This is a genomic window from Blautia coccoides (assembly GCF_034355335.1).
Classification (GTDB): domain Bacteria; phylum Bacillota; class Clostridia; order Lachnospirales; family Lachnospiraceae; genus Blautia; species Blautia producta.
The window spans coordinates 2,348,552-2,369,018 of sequence record NZ_CP136422.1 but is presented as its reverse complement, the minus strand read 5'-3'; the positions used below and the strand labels follow the sequence as shown (position 1 = coordinate 2,369,018).

General features: G+C 47.5%; 19 protein-coding genes. 6 read left to right on the top strand and 13 right to left on the bottom strand.

Annotated features, from left to right (window positions below):
* Positions 1 to 258: 258 nt before the first annotated feature.
* Both BLCOC_RS10430 and BLCOC_RS10425 read left to right on the top strand, forming a co-directional pair.
* Positions 259 to 1,740, top strand: coding sequence for a UxaA family hydrolase (locus BLCOC_RS10430; protein ID WP_115625253.1), 1,482 nt, complete (start codon positions 259 to 261; stop codon positions 1,738 to 1,740).
* Positions 1,741 to 1,813: 73 nt separating this feature from the next.
* The gene (locus tag BLCOC_RS10425) at positions 1,814 to 3,313 is read left to right on the top strand and encodes a tagaturonate reductase (RefSeq protein WP_115625252.1); all 1,500 of its coding nucleotides are present in this window, start codon (positions 1,814 to 1,816) and stop codon (positions 3,311 to 3,313) included.
* A gap of 113 nt (positions 3,314 to 3,426) precedes the next feature.
* On the opposite strand, the gene BLCOC_RS10420 is transcribed toward BLCOC_RS10425, so the two are convergent.
* The 8 genes from BLCOC_RS10420 to BLCOC_RS10385 all read right to left on the bottom strand — a co-directional run bounded on the left by BLCOC_RS10420 (position 3,427) and on the right by BLCOC_RS10385 (position 11,164).
* Positions 3,427 to 3,807 (bottom strand): hypothetical protein, encoded by a 381-nt coding sequence (locus BLCOC_RS10420; RefSeq protein ID WP_242999073.1) that lies wholly within the window; start codon positions 3,805 to 3,807, stop codon positions 3,427 to 3,429.
* 150 nt (positions 3,808 to 3,957) lie between these two features.
* Positions 3,958 to 4,275, bottom strand: a complete 318-nt coding sequence (locus BLCOC_RS10415) for a methyltransferase domain-containing protein (RefSeq protein ID WP_242999072.1) — start codon at positions 4,273 to 4,275, stop codon at positions 3,958 to 3,960.
* 33 nt (positions 4,276 to 4,308) lie between these two features.
* On the bottom strand, positions 4,309 to 4,785 hold the full coding sequence (locus tag BLCOC_RS10410; protein WP_115625586.1) for an LURP-one-related/scramblase family protein: 477 nt from the start codon (positions 4,783 to 4,785) through the stop codon (positions 4,309 to 4,311).
* 25 nt (positions 4,786 to 4,810) lie between these two features.
* Entirely contained in the window at positions 4,811 to 5,773 is a 963-nt protein-coding gene (locus tag BLCOC_RS10405; RefSeq protein ID WP_115625251.1) for a beta-ketoacyl-ACP synthase III, read from the bottom strand.
* A 192-nt stretch (positions 5,774 to 5,965) separates the two neighbouring features.
* The gene (locus BLCOC_RS10400; protein ID WP_115625250.1) at positions 5,966 to 6,967 is read right to left on the bottom strand and encodes a TMEM198/TM7SF3 family protein; all 1,002 of its coding nucleotides are present in this window, start codon (positions 6,965 to 6,967) and stop codon (positions 5,966 to 5,968) included.
* A gap of 129 nt (positions 6,968 to 7,096) precedes the next feature.
* Positions 7,097 to 7,633 (bottom strand): DUF5662 family protein, encoded by a 537-nt coding sequence (locus BLCOC_RS10395; RefSeq protein ID WP_018594987.1) that lies wholly within the window; start codon positions 7,631 to 7,633, stop codon positions 7,097 to 7,099.
* A complete protein-coding gene (locus BLCOC_RS10390) occupies positions 7,633 to 9,579 on the bottom strand; it encodes an alpha-amylase family glycosyl hydrolase (protein WP_242999071.1) in 1,947 nt (648 codons plus the stop codon). Before BLCOC_RS10390 ends, BLCOC_RS10395 begins: the two co-directional genes overlap by 1 nt.
* 10 nt (positions 9,580 to 9,589) lie before the next feature.
* A complete protein-coding gene (locus tag BLCOC_RS10385) occupies positions 9,590 to 11,164 on the bottom strand; it encodes a ClC family H(+)/Cl(-) exchange transporter (protein ID WP_029469650.1) in 1,575 nt (524 codons plus the stop codon).
* 279 nt (positions 11,165 to 11,443) lie between these two features.
* Between BLCOC_RS10385 and BLCOC_RS10380 the strand changes: the two genes are divergently transcribed.
* Together BLCOC_RS10380 and BLCOC_RS10375 are read left to right on the top strand one after the other, a co-directional pair.
* On the top strand, positions 11,444 to 11,842 hold the full coding sequence (locus BLCOC_RS10380; protein ID WP_018594990.1) for a DUF1292 domain-containing protein: 399 nt from the start codon (positions 11,444 to 11,446) through the stop codon (positions 11,840 to 11,842).
* A gap of 61 nt (positions 11,843 to 11,903) precedes the next feature.
* Positions 11,904 to 12,797, top strand: a complete 894-nt coding sequence (locus tag BLCOC_RS10375; RefSeq protein ID WP_018594991.1) for an amidohydrolase family protein — start codon at positions 11,904 to 11,906, stop codon at positions 12,795 to 12,797.
* Between the two features lie 153 nt (positions 12,798 to 12,950).
* Here the strand turns inward: BLCOC_RS10375 and BLCOC_RS10370 are convergent, their stop codons facing one another.
* Complete coding sequence (locus BLCOC_RS10370; RefSeq protein ID WP_115625247.1) at positions 12,951 to 13,847, bottom strand: hypothetical protein; 897 nt, start codon at positions 13,845 to 13,847, stop codon at positions 12,951 to 12,953.
* Positions 13,848 to 14,311: 464 nt separating this feature from the next.
* On the bottom strand, positions 14,312 to 15,493 hold the full coding sequence (gene fabV, locus BLCOC_RS10365) for an enoyl-ACP reductase FabV (RefSeq protein ID WP_115625246.1): 1,182 nt from the start codon (positions 15,491 to 15,493) through the stop codon (positions 14,312 to 14,314).
* Positions 15,494 to 15,700: 207 nt separating this feature from the next.
* Here fabV and BLCOC_RS10360 point away from each other — a divergent pair, with 207 nt between their 5' ends.
* The gene (locus BLCOC_RS10360; RefSeq protein WP_115625245.1) at positions 15,701 to 16,294 is read left to right on the top strand and encodes a TetR/AcrR family transcriptional regulator; all 594 of its coding nucleotides are present in this window, start codon (positions 15,701 to 15,703) and stop codon (positions 16,292 to 16,294) included.
* Positions 16,291 to 17,055: a nucleoside phosphorylase gene (locus BLCOC_RS10355; RefSeq protein WP_115625244.1), complete on the top strand. Its 765-nt coding sequence runs from the start codon at positions 16,291 to 16,293 to the stop codon at positions 17,053 to 17,055. The genes BLCOC_RS10360 and BLCOC_RS10355 overlap by 4 nt, the downstream gene beginning before the upstream one ends.
* Positions 17,056 to 17,138: 83 nt before the next feature.
* Here the strand turns inward: BLCOC_RS10355 and BLCOC_RS10350 are convergent, their stop codons facing one another.
* The 3 genes from BLCOC_RS10350 to BLCOC_RS10340 all read right to left on the bottom strand — a co-directional run bounded on the left by BLCOC_RS10350 (position 17,139) and on the right by BLCOC_RS10340 (position 20,445).
* A complete protein-coding gene (locus BLCOC_RS10350) occupies positions 17,139 to 17,651 on the bottom strand; it encodes a dCTP deaminase/dUTPase family protein (RefSeq protein WP_029469655.1) in 513 nt (170 codons plus the stop codon).
* Between the two features lie 56 nt (positions 17,652 to 17,707).
* Complete coding sequence (gene nrdG / locus BLCOC_RS10345) at positions 17,708 to 18,196, bottom strand: anaerobic ribonucleoside-triphosphate reductase activating protein (protein ID WP_029469656.1); 489 nt, start codon at positions 18,194 to 18,196, stop codon at positions 17,708 to 17,710.
* A gap of 152 nt (positions 18,197 to 18,348) precedes the next feature.
* The gene (locus BLCOC_RS10340; RefSeq protein WP_029469657.1) at positions 18,349 to 20,445 is read right to left on the bottom strand and encodes a polyribonucleotide nucleotidyltransferase; all 2,097 of its coding nucleotides are present in this window, start codon (positions 20,443 to 20,445) and stop codon (positions 18,349 to 18,351) included.
* Between the last annotated feature and the right edge of the window lie 22 nt (positions 20,446 to 20,467).

Below are 20,467 nucleotides of genomic sequence, written 5' to 3'. Positions count from 1 at the left end.
GTGTAAGCCCTTACACTTTATTTTTCATTATACAGATAGAAAAAAGAAAAAGCAATTCTTTTTGCCTTCATATTTTTCACAAGTTTCCTCTTGTATTTTTGTGAATTTTTCATAAATTTCTTATTTTTTCTCGGATTTTGAAAAATCATGTTGACGGATTCCCCTGCAAGTTGTAAATTTAGTGTAAGCTCTTACATTTCTAACTTTCCTATAATTTGGAATCGGAACTGTACATTATTAAGGAGGATGATAATTCCTATGCAGACTTATCTGAAGATCCATCCGGATGACAGTGCTGCCGTAGCGCTGGCACCCCTGACAAAAGGCACCTCTGTCCATTTGGACAACAAAGAGCTTCTGTTATCAGAAGATATACCCCAGGGCCACAAGTTTGCCCTGAAGGACATCCGGGCAGGGGAGACCGTTATCAAGTACGGCTCTCCCATCGGACTGGCCAAAGAGAACATTGCCGCAGGCTCCTGGATCCATACACATAATATGAAGACAGGCCTGGGAGAGCTTCTCACCTATACGTATCACAAGAAGGCTTCTGAACTTCTCCCCACAAAAGAACGCTTCTTTAACGGTTACAGAAGAAGCAACGGGCAGATCGGTGTCCGCAATGAAATCTGGATCATTCCAACCGTGGGCTGCGTCAACAACGTGGCCTCTGCCATCGAAAAACAGGCACAGATCTATAAGACCGGAACCATAGACCACATTGCTGCCTTTCCCCATCCCTACGGATGTTCCCAGATGGGAGATGACCAGGAGCACACACGAAGGATACTAGCAGATCTGATCAACCACCCCAATGCTGGAGGTGTCCTGGTGCTGGGTCTGGGATGTGAGAACAGCAATATCGGGGAAATGAAAAAGTACATTGGTCCCTATGACCCCAAAAGAGTCCGTTTCCTGGCTGCGCAGGAATCCGAAGATGAAATCGAGGACGGACTTGCCATGATCCGGGAACTTGCGGAGTATGCCGGCAGCTTTTCCAGAGAACCTGTCAACTGCAGGGAACTTGTCATCGGTATGAAGTGCGGCGGCAGCGACGGTCTGTCCGGTATCACCGCCAATCCCACCGTGGGCGGATTCTCAGATCTGCTCATCTCCAAGGGAGGCACAACCATTCTCACCGAAGTACCTGAGATGTTCGGCGCAGAGACACTACTTATGAACCGCTGTGCTGATGAGAAACTATTTTACAAGACTGTTGACCTGATCAACGACTTTAAAAATTATTTCAAAAGCCATAACCAGACCATTTATGAAAATCCGTCCCCGGGCAATAAAAAAGGTGGAATCTCCACTCTGGAAGACAAATCCATGGGATGCACCCAAAAATCAGGCAGCGCTCCGGTAAAAGGTGTCCTCTCCTACGGGGAGCTAGTAAAAGAAAAGGGACTGAACCTGTTAAGTGCTCCCGGTAATGATCTGGTTGCCTCCACTGCACTGGCCGCCTCAGGAGCACATATCGTCCTGTTTACAACAGGAAGAGGTACCCCTTTTGCCTCCCCTGTTCCCACAGTGAAAATTTCCAGCAACTCTGCACTTTTTAAAAAGAAGAGAAACTGGATCGACTTCGACTGCGGTCCCATGACAGAAGGCGTGGCCCTGGAAGAACTGAGCAGCCAGCTTTTTGAGTATGTACTCCGTGTAGCTTCCGGGGAAAAAGTAAAGGCAGAGGAGGCCGGTTTCCACGATATGGCTATTTTCAAACAAGGGGTTACCCTTTAACCGCATCCCATTTTGAGCAGTCTGTATATCGGCTGGATTCTAATGTAAATCTATCAACAGGGGAATAAAAATCATGAAAAAACTCAGTTATCAGATATTAAAAGAAATGAACCACAGTGGTTATCTTCTCCCGGAGGCTCCTGAACGTGTCCTCCAGTTCGGGGAAGGCAATTTTATGCGTGCCTTTACTGACCATTTTATTGATGTGTTGAATGAAAAGGCAGGCTTTAACGGCAAAGTCGTTCTTGTACAGCCCCGGCCCAAGCGCCCCGGCCACAGCCTGGCGGATGACCTGAACGCCCAGCAGGGACTCTATACCCTGTATCTGCGCGGCTTTGAGAACGGAAAAAAGGTCAGTGACAAGCGTGTCATCTCCTGTGTCAGCCGCTGTCTGAATGCCTACGCGGACTATGACGCAGTTATGGCCTGTGCTGCAAATCCCGACCTGCGCTATATCACCTGTAACACCACCGAGGCCGGAATCGTATACGACCCTGCCTGTCGGTTTCAGGACAAACCGGCTTCCAGCTTTCCCGGCAAGCTCACCCAGTTTCTCTACCGGCGTTATGAAGTTTTCGGCAAAGAAAAGGGAAAGGGCTTTGTGATCCTTCCCTGCGAGCTTATCGCAGAAAACGGAAAAGAGCTGAAAAAATGTGTGCTTTCCTATGCCGCACAGTGGAACTTGGAGGAAGCTTTCCTTACATGGCTGGAGGAGGAGAACTTGTTCTGTTCCACTCTTGTAGACCGTATTGTCACCGGCTTTCCCAAAGGGGAGGAGGACGCACTGAATGAGGAAAACGGCTACCTGGATGCAGCCATGGATACCGGAGAGGTTTTTGCCTTCTGGGTCATTGAAGGACCTGCCGCTTTGAAGCATGAGCTTCCTTTTGAGAAAGCCGGACTTCCGGTCCTCATCACCCATGACCACAGACCTTACAAGGAGCGCAAAGTGCGAATCTTAAACGGTGCCCATACCTCTATGGTCATGGGCGCATACCTGGCTGGGTTTGATATTGTGCGGGACTGTATGGAGGATGATGTGGTCTGCGGATTTATGAATAAGGCTGTCTACGAGGAGATCATGCCCACTCTGTCTCTTCCCAGAGAAGAGCTGGAAAGCTTCGCTTTTGCAGTCACAGAGCGTTTCAAAAACCCATTTATTGACCATGCACTGTTGTCCATCTGCCTGAATTCTACTTCTAAATGGAAGGCCAGGGTTCTGCCCTCGTTGAAAGCCTATGCGGACCGGACGGGGGAACTGCCGCTGTGCCTTACAGCCTCCTTTGCCTTTTATCTGGCATTTTACAGAGGAACGGAACTGACAGAGGCAGGACTTGCCGCTGTACGTCCAAATGGTGAAGTTTATACCGTATCTGATGACAGGAATGTACTCTCATTTTTTGCGGCACATAAGGATGATAGGGAAGAGGAATATGTGCATGCAGTCTGTGCCAATGAAGGACTCTGGGATATGGATCTGTGCTCTCTGCCTGGATTTGAGGCCGCTGTCACAGATATGCTGAAGAAAATCCGGCGAGACGGCACATACGAAGTGATGAAATCCGTCTGCTGATCCTGCAAATAAGAATCCCCCTATGGAAAACCGGAAGTTTCAGCTTTCCATAGGGGGTACTTTTATATTCTGGATCCAGATGACACCGCCGCATAGAATATACTTGTCTGCTGTTATCTGCCCGCCTTTTTCTCTGCAACCGCACAGATTGTGGTATCTCGCCCGGTAAAGGCCTTCCCAGCCACATCATCATAAAAACCTGTATAGCAAAGTCCTGCACTCTCTATCTCCTTTTTCAGAGACTCTCTGCTGTACCGCTGATTCCAAAGATTATAGCAGTGACAATCCTCTTCTGTGACCACCAAATACTGTTCCAGGGTATTGGCTGTCTCCGGATATTTGTAATTGCGCTGGATGAGCACATGAGGCCCGGCTGACCAGAATCCCTCCTCCTGATACTGAACGGTCTCCAGTTCTTGAAAAGGCAGAGTCTCGGTAAAGCCGTCAAGAATAAGAATCCCGTCCTGTTTCAGTGCTCTTTTTATTTTGCCCAATAGAGTTTTCCTGTCCTTTGGAGGCAGTACACCGAAATCACAATAAATCAAGGTTATGACATCAAATGCCTCCTCATAGTCCATTTCTAGATAATTTTTATATTCATATCGGATGTCCCTTTTTGTTTTGGAAGCGTGTTCTTTGGCGTATTAAATGGACCGCCTGGAAAAATCCAGACCTGTAACCTGGAATCCTCTGTCATTAAACAGTTCTGCATAAAGTCCCGGTCCGCATCCCAGATCTAATAGCTTCTTTCCCGCTCCACCCCTGCAGCGCTCTGCAATCCAATCCGCGGATCTTTGTATAAACGCATGCTTCCTGGTCGCCCCTTCCACATCCGGGTCCAGATGTGCCTCCAGCATATATCTGGAAATATTTTCATCATCCCAGAAAGCGGAGGAGCTGGCTTCGTATACCTGTGGTTTTTGTTTCATAAACCCGAATAGTTTCCTGCTGATATTTTCCAAATACTTTCTCCCTGTCCTTTTTTACTGTGTCTATCAGTTTCCATCGCTGCAGTTTGCCGCATCAATGGCGATCACTGTCAGCAGTCCGATCAGTTCATCATCCCGGCAGGCATAGTCGATCACATAAGTGTCTCCCCAATGAAACGGCTCTTTCCTGATATGCATGATCGGACAGCATTCCTGGCAGACATCATAATCCCACTCCAAAAAATCCCCTTCCACTCTCCAGTCATTATAGTCAATCTCATATTTTGGCTTGAACAGCGAAAAACGCTTTTGTATACTCCCCAGAGTCCTGCCCTCCACAATCAGCTCAAATCTGGGCATGACAGTCATCAGCTTCTCTCTCACCATACCCACTTCCTCACCGGTGTCGTGACGGTAAATGTGTATCTTATGGCCAATGGAAAGAAATTCTCCCTTGACGAAATACTTCGGCGTTCCATTCTCATCGTACACATCATAGGTATCCGTCCAGGAAAACACTCTCTGTTTTATCAGTAATTTCATAAATCCATCCTCCGTCTGCACTTTTTTACCATTCAAGCAGCACAGCTCCCCAGGTTAGCCCTGCTCCAAATCCTGACATGACGATCTTGTCCCCCTTTTCCAGCCTTTGATCACGGTTCATCTCATCCAGCAAAATAGGAATACTAGCTGCTGACGTATTGCCGTACCGCTCCAGATTGACAGGAAATTTCTCCTCCCCCTCCTTCAGCCTCTTTGCCACAGACTGGATAATTCTGCTGTTTGCCTGGTGCAGAACATAATATTTTATCTCTGCCTTCTCTGTCCCATTCTTTTCAAGTACCTGCGTGATACACTCCGGCACTTTTTTCACTGCAAATTTAAAGACAGGCTGTCCGTCCATGGCCACATAGTCCGCTTCTTGTGCACCAGGCACCAACAGGTTTTTCATCTGGCGGGCACCGCAGGTAAGAACGCTGTCACCTCTGCCGTCTGACCACTGGACCATATCCATAAACCCGGTTTCATCAGCTTTTACCACAACAGCACCTGCCCCGTCCCCGAACAGCACACAGGTACCTCTGTCCTCCCAGTTGAGGAGCTTAGACATGGTTTCCACTCCGATGATCAGGGCATTTTGATAAATTCCGCTTTTCATATAGGCCTGAACAGTATTGAGCGCAAAAATGAATCCGGAGCATGCCGCGCTCAAATCAAATCCCACGGCCTTCCAAGCCCCGATCTCCTTTTGCACCTGACAGGCAGTATTGGGGAAAAAAGAATCCGGCGTGCAGGTAGCCACTATGATCAGCTCCACATCCGCGGCGTCCATCCCGGCATTCTCCAAAGCACTTTTTGCGGCACGGCATGCCAGAATTGTTGTATTTTCTTCTTTCGCAATTCTTCTCTCCCGGATACCGGTCCGTGTGGAGATCCACTCATCGTTTGTATCTACCACCTTAGACAGATCGTCATTTGTCACAATATTCTCAGGAACTGCACTGCCTGTTCCGATTATCCTAGCTACCATACTCATCCTACCTCTTATTCTATCATATTTTCACCGGTTTGCATCCGGGAATTCACTTAAACCATCAAATAGTTTGATTATCAAATCTTTTCTTTCAAAGTATACTAAGAAAGAGGCCGTTTGTCAACTACACAAACGGCCTCCTGCCTATTATTTATAGTAACCGTTTGCTGTTCGCTTTATATCCAGTTACTATTCATCTTCTTTATAAATTTTCTGTATTTCCTGGGAAAGTTCCCGGCTCAGATCATCCAGGTCGATTCCTGTTCCCACGCCTCTGTATGCAGAGCTGTCCGGCTTTTGCCCGCGGTTATAGTCCTGCTCCCGCAGCTTTGCCATATCCGGGATTTCTCTTGTCTTTTCCCCCGGCTCCTCTGCCTGTCTGCGCGGTGCCTGGGCGCTGTTCTGGTTTCCGCTTCTTTGTTTTCCGCCTGCCTGTCCCCTGGAAGGGGTTCTGCCTGAGGTTGTCTGGTTCCGGTTCTTCTCCGTGGTTTTATATACGGTTTTCTTTTTTGTCTTCTTTTTTCTGCCCGGCAGTGACGGAAGGCTGAATTTCCGTTTCTTCCGGTTAAACAGGGGGTCTCTGCTGCTGCCTCTGCTCTGCTTTTTCTCCCTATTGCGAAGAAGTGGTGCTGCCTGCACCGCAATTCCAAGGAAAGCCAGGATAAGCCCCAGCAGCCAGGTCCCCCCACCGCCGTCTTTGCCTGTCATGGAAAACAGGATCCTGATGGCTCCCAAACCACCGCAGAAGCCTGTGATGCCAATGATCACATACTCCTCATATCCTACTGCCATGGTCGCAGCAAAGATTCCAATGGCAATACAGATGATCCTGCCTGTATTTGTAGGTGCGCTTAAAAAAGAATTGGCCAGCGCATATACAAGACCTGCACACAGCACAAAAATCCCCAGCTTATAGAAGATCCAGGCAAGTGCACCCAGCACTACAGCCCCGGCAATTCCCGCTATCACCGCGTATTTTGCCTCATGCAGAAAATAGTAGCCTGCGATCCCGCCGCCGGCAGCACCAATGATAAACCCAAGGATACTGCCCCAGATCTTCCTGAGCTTGTAGCCCATAAAACAATTCAACAGGGCAAAGACAAGCCCTGCCAGCATAATTCCCGTCGTATACTTTTCCATAACATTCCCATACTGGGAAGTCACAATGTTTAAAATATCTGCCGGATTCATATCGATCACCTTACCCCTTATCTGTTATGTATTCAATCTCCGCCTGCAGTCCCACCTCTGCCCTTTACAGAACTGTGACCAAGGCGCCAGCCACTCTCTCCCCTGAAGCTGTTTTTTCACCACTGCTGTTTACTTTTGCTTTAAATATATATTTTTGATATATCTGAGGGTCTCTTTTTCCCCTTTCTCCGCCAGCATACGGAGGAGGAATTCCAAATCCTCATTTGTCTTCTCATGTACAAACCAGAGCCTCTCCCTGCTTTTTAAAAAATATGCCAGCGGCGCCTGGTCTGTATACGTTCCGGGATTATAGACCCTGGAAGCGCTGATGCGGTCCATGACCATCTCTGCAATGTATTTCTTCGGCATAGGGACACCCTGAATGACTGTGTCGCAGTTCACTCCGTAGTCCACCCAGTGCTCAAAATGATGTTTATTCCTTCCATAGTGATGGATCCAGGAGGTAGAGAGCCCTGTGTCTTCCCTCTCCGCATTATTTGGACTTCTGTTGCCCTGATAATACCTGCATCCAACTGAAAACTCTGTCCAGGAATACTTTGACAGGTCATGCAGCAATCCCTGTCGGTACAGACCTATTTTAAAACAGTAGCGCATGACCAGCAGCTTATGGCTGGTAATTGTCTTGAAATGTGCCCATATATGCATTACGCTGTTTCCTGCTTTCCGATTAATATTGCAATAGTTCTCGACGGCACCTCCACAGCGCTTTTACCCTTTCCCTTCTGCTTTGCCGTCTTCACATCTGCCTCTGTAAAAACCTGATCCTCCTGCCTGCTGGTGCTCACTACGAATTTCCACACAGCTCCTTTCGGAAGATTAGGCAATGCAAATTCATGGGGCATCCAGTGCAGGTTGTAAGCCACAAATAAAAACTCTTTCTCCTGCTTCCCATAATCTCCGCAGTACATCATCCCCAGATGCCGCAGATTTCTCTCACAGGGCGCATACCAGGCCTGTGCCCCGTGGTAGGACAGGTCAGGATAGCCAAGTGCCCTGTAGTCCACACCTTTGAGTTCCTCCTGCATGTGCAGAATATAGTATTTCTTTCTGAAGGCAATGGCCTCTTTTACAAATTCATACAGCGCCTGATTGGATCTGAAGGCGCTCCAGTCAACCCATCCGATCTCATTGTCCTGGCACCAGGCATTGTTGTTTCCCTTCTGGGAATTTCCAAATTCATCCCCCTGAAAGATAAGCGGTGTTCCCTGGCTCAGCAGAAGCAGCAAAAAGGCATTCTTAAGCTGCTGCAGCCTGAGTCCCCTGACTGTTTTTTTCCTGGTCGGACCCTCAGCTCCACAGTTCCAACTGCAGTTATATTCCATGCCGTCCCTGTTGTCCTCTCCATTGTCCTCATTGTGCTTCTCGTCATAGGACACCATATCCATCATGGTAAATCCATCCTGATCCGCCAGATAATTGATGATCCCCGTCTCTTTTGGATTCCTCCGGTTCCGGTAGATGAAATCCTCCAGCATGTTCTCATCACTTTTCAGGAGATGGCGCATGCAGTAGAGGAATCCTTCGTTGTACTCCGCCACATTCTTGAAGGAAGGTACCTTCCCCTGGTACAAATAGCCGCCGTCCACATCGTGAAAGAAAAGCTTCGTTCTGGTCAGCAGGGCATCTTTTACCAGAATCTCCTGGCAGATACCGCTGCCCATCAGATGAAATCCATCCACATGGTACTGCAGCTTCCAGTAATGCAGGATATCCAGCATTACAGAGGGGCTTACTGAACCGTCAAAATAAAACTCCATCAAACATTCCATCCCTGCCTTGTGAAGGGACTCCACCAGATGAGAAAATTCCCTCATAGGGCGGTCTGTGGCACAAAAAGATGCCTTGGGCGCAAAATAACTGGCCTCTCCTGTATATCCCCAGCAGTTTATCTGCTTAGGCGCACTGTCCTCGAAGACACCACTCTTGCCGCCATTTTTCTCATAGGCACTGCTTAGGCGGGCATAGGGATGTTCCGGCCGTCTCTCACTGCTCTGTTCCCTTGCTGTCTCCCTGTAATCATAGGCCGGCATCAAGAGCACTGCTGTGACACCCAGATTTTTCAGATATTCTATCTTCTGTTCCAGGCCTTTAAATGTTCCTTTTAAACGTACCCCGGAATTTTTCTGCATGGTATATTCCCGCACCTGCAGCTTATATATAATGGAATCTGACAGCGAATAAGATTTAAAATCGCCATCCTGCCATCTGTATTTCTCTCTTCGGAAACTGCACCGGATAATGTCTGTCTCTTCACTTTTGGGCTGTCCGAACCGGCCTGTACCGGACAGGCAGACCGCGTAAGGGTCCTGTATCACTTTATTGCCGATACGGTAATTATACTCATACCTGTCAGGGGAAATACCTTCTATACAGACAGAAACCATATTTCCTATCCTTTTTTCTTCTGAAAGGGGAATCTCCTTCACCGGCATTTTCTCCCCTGTATGGTACAGAAGAAGGAAAGCCTCCTCCCCATCCGGAACAGAAACTGTAAACTGATACCCTTTTTCTGTCCTGGCAACTCCCGGTTTTCCCGGATATACCGGCAAAGCTTGTATCTCCTTTGATGCCTCGTCTATTCTCTTCGTCAAGCTGTCCACCTCATTTCAATTTCTCTTGTTCCGAACACAGGACCTCCATCCTGTCATGCACTGCCGGCGCGTCCTGCTCATCTGTCATGGTTATGATCGTGTCACTGGCCATTAATATAGTACGCCCTTTTGGGATCAGCTCTGTGCCGCTCCTCTGCACAGCCACCAGAAGGCAGTTTTTCGGCCATTCAATCTGCTGTACCATTTTATTTTGAAGCTCGCAGTTATGACGGACCACAAACTCCTGTAATATTTTTTCTCCTGTTTTCTCCGGCACATGCTCGCCCCGCTTTCTCAGCAGGTTTTCCAGAAGGCTCTCATAAATAGGCTGTGATTTCACAGCGGTTGCCACCAGAAAAGCTACAATAGACACTAAAGACAGAGACAGCATCTGGCTCACGCTGCCTGTCATCTCAAAGATCAGGATAATACCTGTAATAGGCGCCCGCACGATGGCCGTAAAATACCCGGCCATTGCCAGCATGATCAGATTGTTCAGATAAGCCGCGTCAAGTCCCAGGTACTGCACTGCAAAGGTTCCGTATGCTCCGCCGATCAAGGCCCCCAGTACCAACAGAGGAAAGAAGATTCCTCCCGGCGCACCGGACCCAAATGAAATGACAGAAAATAACAGTTTCATCACAAAAAGCAGAAGGATGGTGGTAAACATCGCATTGCCCTCTGTGATAATATCAATAATGTTATGCCCGCTGCCCAAAATCTCCGGCATGATAAACCCCAGGGCACCTGCCAGCAGAAACGGAATGAGAAGTCTGGTCGTCTCAGCTCTCTTTCCCTGTATCTTTCCAAATAAAGACTGCACAAAAAGCGTCATCTTATTATAGAAAGCTCCCATCACTCCCAGGATGATTCCCAGAACGATAATATGTCCGTAATACTTCGCCGGAATAGAGCCTGTTATCTCAAACTGAAAGACAGAACGGAATCCCAGAAACCTGGAGGATATGTAATCTGCCGTAATAGACGCTGTCATGACAGACACCAGCACAGACACTGAAAAATTCTTGTGGATCTCCTCCAGAGAAAACATTACGCCTGCCAGCGGCGCATGGAATGCAGCCGAAAGACCTGCGCTGGCACCGCAGGTAAGAAGGAACTTTTCTTCTGTCTTGCTCCTGTCCAGTATCTTTGATACTGCCTTTCCTGCCATAGCTCCAATCTGTATGGAGGGACCCTCTCTTCCAAGTGACAGCCCTGCAAACAGTGACAAAAAACCTCCCAGAAATTTTGCAGGCAGCACTCTCCACCAGACCTGATTTAACTTTCCTGCCATCTCACCTTCCACCTGTGGAATACCACTCCCGGAGATGAATGACTCATATTTTACCAGACGCCCTACAATACAGGCCAGAATAAACAGAACCAAAAACCAGCATCCCGCGATCAGGGGATACTTTCTTCCATATTCAAGGACAAGATTCATACCCCTGCCCGCATACTCCAGAAGCACTCTGTATAAAAGCACCACAAGTCCGGCCACGATCCCCACTAAAAAGCCTTCGGCTGTCAGAATGGACTTAAAATGCTCTGCTCTCTTGATCACATAGGAAGTGTCCCGCTTCACAATGATTCCTCCCTCTTTGATACCTCGTACGCAATCGCCGGGAACCCCAGCGATTCTCTTGTCTTCTTCTGAAGACTACTCTCATTATACGTGTGACCCCATAAAAATGCAATCGCCAATTCGTAACTGTTGCAATCTTTTCTTTAATCTGATAGTATGAAAGCAGTCCAAATGCAGTGTTTTGCCGTATTTGGAAAACCGAGAGGTGAGAGTTTGGCAGGCCTGCGCATCTGCTCTGCTGAACCCTTATACTGAAAGAAAAGAAGAGAGGTAACACATATGAGTGAAGAAACATTCACAGCAAATATCGGCGGCTGCGACCCAAGCGACTGCGCTTCCTGCAGCTCAAACTGCTCCAGCGCCGGCAAAGGTTCCATTCCCAGGGTTCCAAACCCCACGATCAAACTGACCCTGGAAGACAACACCGTTCTGGAGTGCGCAGTGCTCACCACATTCCCGGTGGAAGACTTCGGTGAGTTTATTGCCCTTGTTCCCCTCGACAAGGACGGTAAGAGCACATCAGGAGAGACTTATCTGTTCCGCTACGCGGAAGACGAAGAGGGCAATCCTGTAGTGACCAATATTGAACGGGAGGATGAGTACATGGCTGCCGCAGAGAGTTTCCATGAATTTATTGCCGGTCTTCCCAGTGAACAGGATATGGAAGAAAAAGAGTAACAATGATGGTAACTGTAAAGATACCGTACCGTTACAAATAATCTCCTGCGGAGGATCTGCCATGCATGATTTTAAAATCTGGGACAGCCATGTTCATCTCTTTCCCCCTGAGATTTACCAGAACTGGGAGAAATACGCTGTCAGGGACAACTGGTTTGCCCTTCTCACAAAAAAGCCGGAAAACGGCAAGGGAACCGAAGAAGCCTGGGCCAATGCCGAGGAAGCTCTGGAATGCGCAGACAAAGCCGGCATTTACGGTCTTGTCATGCAGGGGTGGTACTGGAATGACGAAGGCCTGATGACCATGCACAACGATTACATGGCTGACATGATGAAACGCCATCCCGACAGACTGAAAGGCTTTATTTCCATCAATCCCAAATTCCGCGAAAAAGCCATCTCCGAAATTGAGCGGTGTGCCAAACTGGGCTTCACCGGTATCGGAGAGCTGGGTCCCGGGGGAAACGGATATGATTTTGAAGATCCCGATCTTATAGACGTTCTCGAGTGCGCACAGCATTATGGTCTTGCCGTATGCATCCACTGCGGAGAACCGGTGGGCCATGCCTATCCGGGCAGGGATTTTACAAGCCTTGCCCCCATTCCAGGGCTGGTGAAAAAATACCCGGATTTAAAGCTTATTTTAGCACATATGGGGGGCGGACTGCCCTTCTATGAAATGAATCCAAAATACAGCGGAAAGTTTGAAAATGTATATTATGACACAGCCGCCAATCCCCTGCTCTACCACATCCGAAGCTTTCGGGCTGTCATCTCCATGATCGGCAGCAAACGGCTGCTTTTCGGAAGTGATTTCCCGCTGCTCCTCTATCCCTCCAAATGCAGGGAGATGGATTTCTCCATGTTTGTGGAGGATATCAGAGAACATGCGGGACTTACACAGGAAGAGTGGAATGATGTGATGGGGGATAATCTGCTTCGGTTTCTGAAATAATGAAATGGATTCCATGAATTGCCAGCCGGAAGAATACAAGTATATCCGGCTGGCGCTTTTTGTTTTGTCATATTGCGCAGATGGGATTTCCCCAAATTTCTGCGCTTTTACTGGACTATCCGCACGAATATCGAACAGTTCCGCTTAGATTTATTATTTCTGCAGGAGTTCTTTGATCCGCTCCAGCGGAATATCTAACTTTTCTGCAACTACTTCCGGGGGAAGAATGTCAAGAAAACGAACCGCCGCATTTTCCAGACCCATCTGTTTTCCCCGCTGTTCGCCTATTTGTTCGCCTTTTCGCTCACCTTTTCGCTCACCTTCTTTTTTTGCATCTTCAGTCAACATACTGTACAGCCATGTCATACTAAGCACCTCCTTAATCTCTTCCAATTCCTCTTTTTTCAGGAATTTTTCCGCCAACGTGTACAAAATAGATTCCGTTTTCTTTAGTTCCTGCGTTGCCTCCTGGCCGGCAGTAAGCCGAAAAGCCCGCTCAATCTTGTCTTTCTGGGAAAGTTCGCCTCCTAATACGGGAAGCAGAGAAAGCTTTGCCAAATCTTTTCGTGATAGTTTCCTGCCCTCTCCCTGTTTCTTTTCCAGTTTTCTTAGAAGTTTGTCACCATCTCTGTCAGACAACATGACAGGGACCACTTTATAAGTGTTTTTACCACATTTCATAGCTGTCACAGGATGTTTTACGCTGCCGCTATATATAACATAGGTAACAACATCCATTCCAAACTGATAGCTGATAATACTCTCATAAAGCCGGAACCGCCTCATATCCTCGATTCCTCCATCCCTGCTCTGGAACTCCAGATGGCCGCAGGAGTCATCTTCCATGATCAGATTCAAATCCTCATAGAATTTTTTTAGTTCCAGATGGATACTCTCTGTGGGAGCTATCCCTCTGACCTTCTGCTTCACGCCCGCCATAGGCAGCAGTTCCCTGGCAAAGAAAGACACTGCGGTCTTCATAGCCTTATCTTCATGTTCCGAATGGACAGGGAACTTCTGACGCACAGCGGACGGCCTGGATTTTTTCACTGTACCTCCTTACAGGCACTCTGAGAAAGCATCCGCTTACACAGCATCGCATTTGTAAATATATACAGACATATTATGTCTTTTTCTATACTATAGCAAATTATTATTTTGCAGGCAACGGTTTTACCATGATTTTTATTTTTTAATTGTTTAATTTTTTATTTCAATGAGATTTTGTCCTGAACCGGACATATAAGACTTTTATTATGAAAGATAAATAAGAAAAGTATAGCAAAGCGGATAATCTAAACAGAGAATACCGTTGTCTGAAAAAGGTGCTGCGCTGCTGTTATAAACAGTATATGAAAAAACCGGATAAAAAACAAGAGTTATTTTCCGGTTCCTGTATTTTACAGCAGCAGCTATTTTTGTTCACAGCCGCTGTCCCGCCAGGTATTGCCTGCAAATGCAAGGCAATACCGAGGCAGCTATCTGAATCACCACTGGATCTCCACGGAACCTTCTCACTCTGCCAGGCTTGGAATCTCCACCTGTATCTCCACATCTCTGCTGTAATCCACATTGTCAAGATGAAAACCGAACATGTGATAGAAATCTTCCCAGTACCCTTCAATATCAGAAAGCTGTTCCACATTCTCTGTATTTACTTCCTTCCAGCAGTCCATAACCGCATCCTGTACCTGAGGCGCCAGTTCCCAGTCATCCATGCGGATGCGTCCCTGCTGGTCTGTGGGGATCTCCTCCTGAAAGAGTTTGTCATGGAACAGACGTGAAATCTGCTCAATGCATCCCTCATGTGTTCCCTGCTCTTTCATCACCTTATAGAGAATGGCAAAATAAAGGGGCACAATGGGGATTGCTGCGCTGGCCTGTGTCACAAGGGCTTTATTCACAGAAATATATGCGCATACACCGGGATGCTTTTCCTGTATCCTGCCTGCGGTTTCTGTCAAATGCTTTTTCGCCTGTCCGATGGTTCCTTCTGTATAAATAGGATAGGTCAGTTCCGGACCGATGTAAGAATAAGCCACTGTCACAGCGTTGTCAGAGAGCACACCGGCATTTGTCAGGGCATCCATCCAGTCCATCCAGTCCTCACCGCCCATAACTTTGATCGTACCTTCCAGTTCCTCTTCATTAGCGGCTTCTACTGTCTTTGTCACGATGGTATTGTTTCTCAAATCCAGGCTCTTCTCTGTAAAAGCACCGGTTGTGGTCTTTAACGTGGAAGACCAGGTTTTATTATCTGCAGTAGTCCTTCTGGGTGCTGCCAGACTGTAGATCACCATATCCACCTGACCCAGATCCGCTTTGATCATCTCAATGGCCTGCTGCTTTACTTCTGTTGAAAAGGCATCTCCATTGATGGATTTTGCGTAGAGTCCCTCCTCCTTCGCAAACTTTTCAAAAGCTGCCGTATTATACCAGCCCGGTGTAGCAGTCCGCTTGCCGGAAGACGGCTTTTCAAACATAATACCAATGGTAGACGCCTGACATGCAAAAGCTGCCGTGATTCTGCTTGCCAGCCCGTATCCTGTGGAAGCACCGATCACCAGCACCTTTTTCGGTCCACGCACCTCTCCTTTTCCCTTTACGTACGCGATCTGCCTTTTCACATTTTCCCTGCATCCTTCCGGATGTGCTGTTGTACAGATAAATTCCCTTACCTTTGGTTCAACGATCATTTCCCTATCCTCCGACTTTCTAATATCTTAAAGCTGAAAATTCTTTCCACTTACTTTTATCTTCTAATAGTTTGATTACCAAAGTATATTATCATAAATACACATGAAATGCAACCCGGTAATTTTATTCTGTTTCCCTATTGACAAAGCGACACTAGTGTCGCATAATTAAAACCAACACATATACCGCAAATGAGGTGATACCCAATGGGGACAAAAGGAGAAAAGACAAAACGGATTATCTGTGAGAATGCCTTCCAGTTGTTTGCAGAAAAAGGCTTTAAGGACGTAACCATGAAGGATATCTGTGAAAAGACAGGACTCAGCCGCGGCGGCCTCTACCGTCATTATGAAAATACCGGCCAGATTTTCCTGGAGATCATCCGTGTACTGATGGCAGACCAGCAGAACGAATTTGAGGAGAAAATAAAAAAGAACACTCCAGCACGCCAAATCTTATGTCAAGTGCTGGACCGCTATGAGGGAGAAATGATTGACAGCCAGCATTCTCTCAGCATTGCAATCTATGAGTTTTTCAGCAGTCCTTCTATATCTAAAAGCAGCAATTCCATTCAGCAGCAGTATGAGGCCTCAAAAGAGACGTGGACTGCCCTCATCCAATACGGGATACAGACAGGCGAATTCTGCCCGGTGGATCCGGAAGCCGTCTATGACCTGATCGTATTTTCTTATCAAGGTGTCCGTATGTACAGCAGACTCATGGAAATAGACGACGCCATACCGAAACGGATCACCAGCCAGATCAAATCTCTGTTATTGATAGAAAGGAAGGAAAAATGAAAACAGTATTTTACAGAAATGAACTTTTGGACCGGGCCTTTATAAACCCTTCAGATGCAGTAGACCCTATACCCGGTTTTCCCAAAATTTGTGTATCCACATATTCACGGAAGATCATCGAGAAATTCGCCTCCCTTGACGGTGTGCAGATCATCGCACATCTGTATACCGCCAACGGATGCACACCTATCTATAAAATTTCATATAGGGGCAGGGAGATAGCCTTTTATATGTCCCTGGTAGGCGCCCCCGCATGTGTCTGCGGTTTTGAGGAGGCCGCCGCCATGGGCGCTGAAAAATTTGTATTCTTTGGCTGCTGCGGTGTCCTGGATGACAAGGCTGTGGAAAACCGGCTTATCGTCCCCACCGGAGCCGTACGGGATGAGGGAACCAGTTACCACTATCTCCTGCCCTCAGAAGAAATACAGCCTGACAGCCACTCCACAGATATATTGAAGTCATGCATGGAAAAGTGCGGATATCCCTATGTCTGCGGCAGGATTTGGACAACAGACAGTATATACCGGGAAACACCTCAGGAAATCGCCGCCTGGAGAGACAGCGGATGCATCGGCGTGGAAATGGAATACTCTGCCCTTCTGGCAGCGGCAAGGTTCCGCGGTCTACCGCTGATCCAGTTCTTCTACGGGGCTGACAATCTGGACTGTCCCACATGGCAGCCCCGGGATCTGACTGACTGGGGTCTAAATGGCGCTGAAAAATATATGGCCCTGGCCTTTGAATGTGGTTTGGCCATGTAAATAAGAGTCCGGTTCCCAAACAGAACCGGACTCTTATTATGACTACTCGTAACTGTAAGGATACTGAGCAGTTACTAATAAATTTATTTTGTTGTACTTCCAAATCCTCCGTTTCTGACTTCACACACATCGTCATCAACGGTAATTCCGTATTCCACAAAGATTCCCTGTGCAAAGCCGGTGCCGGCCTCCACGCACACTGTTTTTCCTTCGTTGGAATCGTTGGTTATCTTTACAAAGATATGGCCCTCATTGTCTGAGTAAAAATAATCGCTGTCGATAATGCCAACTGTATTGTTGAGCTGCAGACGGTATTTGAATCCCAGCCCGCTTCTCGGATACAATTTGAGTACCCATCCTTCATCCATCTCAGCCCGGACCCCTGTGGGGATTTTTACGGTCTCACCCGGTTTCAGTTCAAAAGAGAGGGGGCTGTAAAAATCATACCCGGCACTCCCCGCAGTTGCTCTCTTAGGAAGCTGGATACTGTCATATACTGCTTGGATCTCCGCCTCTGTGGCTTTGTCAAAGGTATCTTTCCATCCTTTTGCAAACTGTTCTCTGCTCACTTTATGAAACTTTGCTATTCTTCTCATGTTCATCTCCTGTATGTTATTTTTATCTACTGTCTCAAAGTAAAATCCCTAAATGCTTACTCATGCAGCACCACGCTGCCCTCCTCCAGGGATTTCTGTACGTCGATCACCCTCTGATTGGAGCTTCCCTTCCATTTTAGGGCAATGTCTTTCTTCTCTGTGTCGAATCTGCCGTCTACCAGCACGTCCAGGTACCTGAGTATCTCTTTTCCCTGAAGCTCCTCCCACAGATATCCGGTATAAAGCCATATGGTCTTGGCCGGATATTTTTCCTTGATCTCTTTTGCAAGTGCTGTCACTTCCGGCACATTTTGAAAATAAAGGGGATCTCCCCCGGAAAATGTGATTCCGGATATGTAGCTTTTACCCAATTGTTCAAAAAGCTCTTCTTTTGCCGCCTCATCAAAGACAAGACCGCTTTGGGGGTCCCAGGTAATGGGATTTTGACAGTCTTTACAGCAATGGGAACAACCGGATACCCATAAAACCACCCTCAGTCCGTCCCCGTTCAGCATGTCATCTTTTGTGATATTGTGATACCTCATAAAGTTTCCCTCCTACCGAATATGCGTGACACCTAAATGTGTCCCTATATGTCCCTATTTTTGCAGCAAATGCTGTATGATAAGATAGGAAAAGGGAGAACCGGCAGCCCAAACAGCAGGCAGCCTGACTCTCCCCTCAATATTTTAACGAATTACTGTGCGTCCTTCGGCACGTCCTTGATGCTGAAGCTGATCCTTCCCATCTTGTCCTTGCCCATGCAGATTACCTTTACCTTGTCGCCAAGTGTCAGGACATCCTCAACACGGTTGATCCTCTCTTTGGCAATTTTAGAGATATGAACCATACCTTCTTTGCCGGGAGCAAATTCTAAGAATGCACCGAAATCTTTGATGCTCACAACCTTGCCTGTGTAAATCTGGCCTTCCACAAAATCAGTAGTGATCACTTTCACATAATGAAGAGCCTTATCCATCATCTTCTGATCTGTGCCGCAGACAGAAACTGCACCTGTGTCATCTATATCGATCTTAACACCTGTCTCGTCGATAATGGCATTGATGGTTTTTCCTCTCTGGCCTACCACGTCACCAATCTTCTCCGGATCGATCTGGATCTGGATGATCTTCGGTGCGTACTCATTCACATGATCTCTGGGAGCTGGAATACATTTCTCCATAACTTCTGACAGGATGTACTCTCTGGCTTCTTTTGTTGTGGCAATGGCTTCCTCAATGATAGGCCTTGTCAGTCCGTGGATCTTAATATCCATCTGGATAGCAGTGATACCGTCATGTGTACCGGCCACCTTAAAGTCCATATCTCCGAAGAAGTCTTCAAGACCCTGGATATCTGTCAGTACAATATAATCATCATCTGTTTCACCTGTCACCAGACCACAGGAGATACCAGCTACCGGTTTCTTAATAGGAACACCTGCTGCCATCAGGGACATGGTGGATGCACAGATACTTGCCTGTGAGGTAGAACCATTGGACTCGAAAGTCTCTGATACGGTACGGATCGCATACGGGAACTCCTCTGTTGTGGGGAGTACAGGAACCAGCGCACGCTCTGCCAGTGCACCATGGCCGATCTCACGGCGTCCCGGTCCTCTGGAAGGCTTCGTCTCACCTACAGAGTAGGACGGGAAATTATAATGGTGCATATAGCGTTTGCTTGTCTCAAATTCGTCCAGTCCGTCCAGTCTCTGGGCCTCGGAAAGAGGAGCCAGTGTTGTGATGGTACAAATCTGAGTCTGTCCACGAGTAAACATGGCGGAACCGTGTACGCGCGGAATCAGGTCTGTCTCTGCTGCCAGAGGACGGATCTGTTTGATCTCACGGCCATCCGGACGCTTATGGTCTTTCAGGATCATCTTGCGGACTGTCTTTTTCTGATACTGGTAAACAGCATCTGGAACCAGGGCCAGCCACTCTTCGTTCTCAGCAAAAGCCTCTTCCAGCTTCTCTGTAATGGCACGGATGTTGCCCTCTCTGGTCTGCTTGTCATCTGTAAATACAGCTTCTTCCATGGCTTCCGGTGTCACGATCTCCTTGATCGCAGCAAACAGCTCTTCCGGAACTGCACAGCTCTCGTAAGTGTGTTTTTCTTTTCCGCACTCTGCCACGATCTTATCAATAAATGCAATAATCTCACGGTTCACTTCATGAGCCAGGAAAATTGCCTCGATCATCTTGTCCTCCGGAATTTCATTGGCTCCGGCTTCGATCATGATAACTTTTTCTCTTGTAGATGCAACTGTAAGCTGCAGGTCTGAGATGTCCTTCTGAGCAAGTGTGGGGTTCACCACCAGCTCTCCATTGATCATTCCGATCATGGTTGCCGCACACGGGCCGTCAAAAGGGATGTCAGAGATACAGGTTGCAATAGAGGACCCCAGCATGGCAGCAACTTCAGGGTTACACTCAGGGTCTACAGACATTACCATATTGTTCAGAGTTACATCATTTCTGTAATCCTTTGGGAACAGCGGACGCATAGGGCGGTCGATCACACGTGAGGTCAAGATGGCATGTTCACTTGCTTTTCCCTCTCTTTTGTTAAATCCTCCCGGAATCTTACCGACTGCGTATAATTTTTCTTCGTACTCAACACTCAAGGGGAAGAAGTCAATTCCTTCTCTTGGTTTGTCAGAAGCAGTCGCTGTTGATAAAACGGTGGTCTCACCGTAATGCATGAATGCCGCGCCGTTTGCCTGCTTGGCCACACGGTCAACATCAACGGTCAGGGTTCTGCCTGCAAGTTCCATGGTAAAACTTTTATACATATTATATCTCCTTTTCATTCTT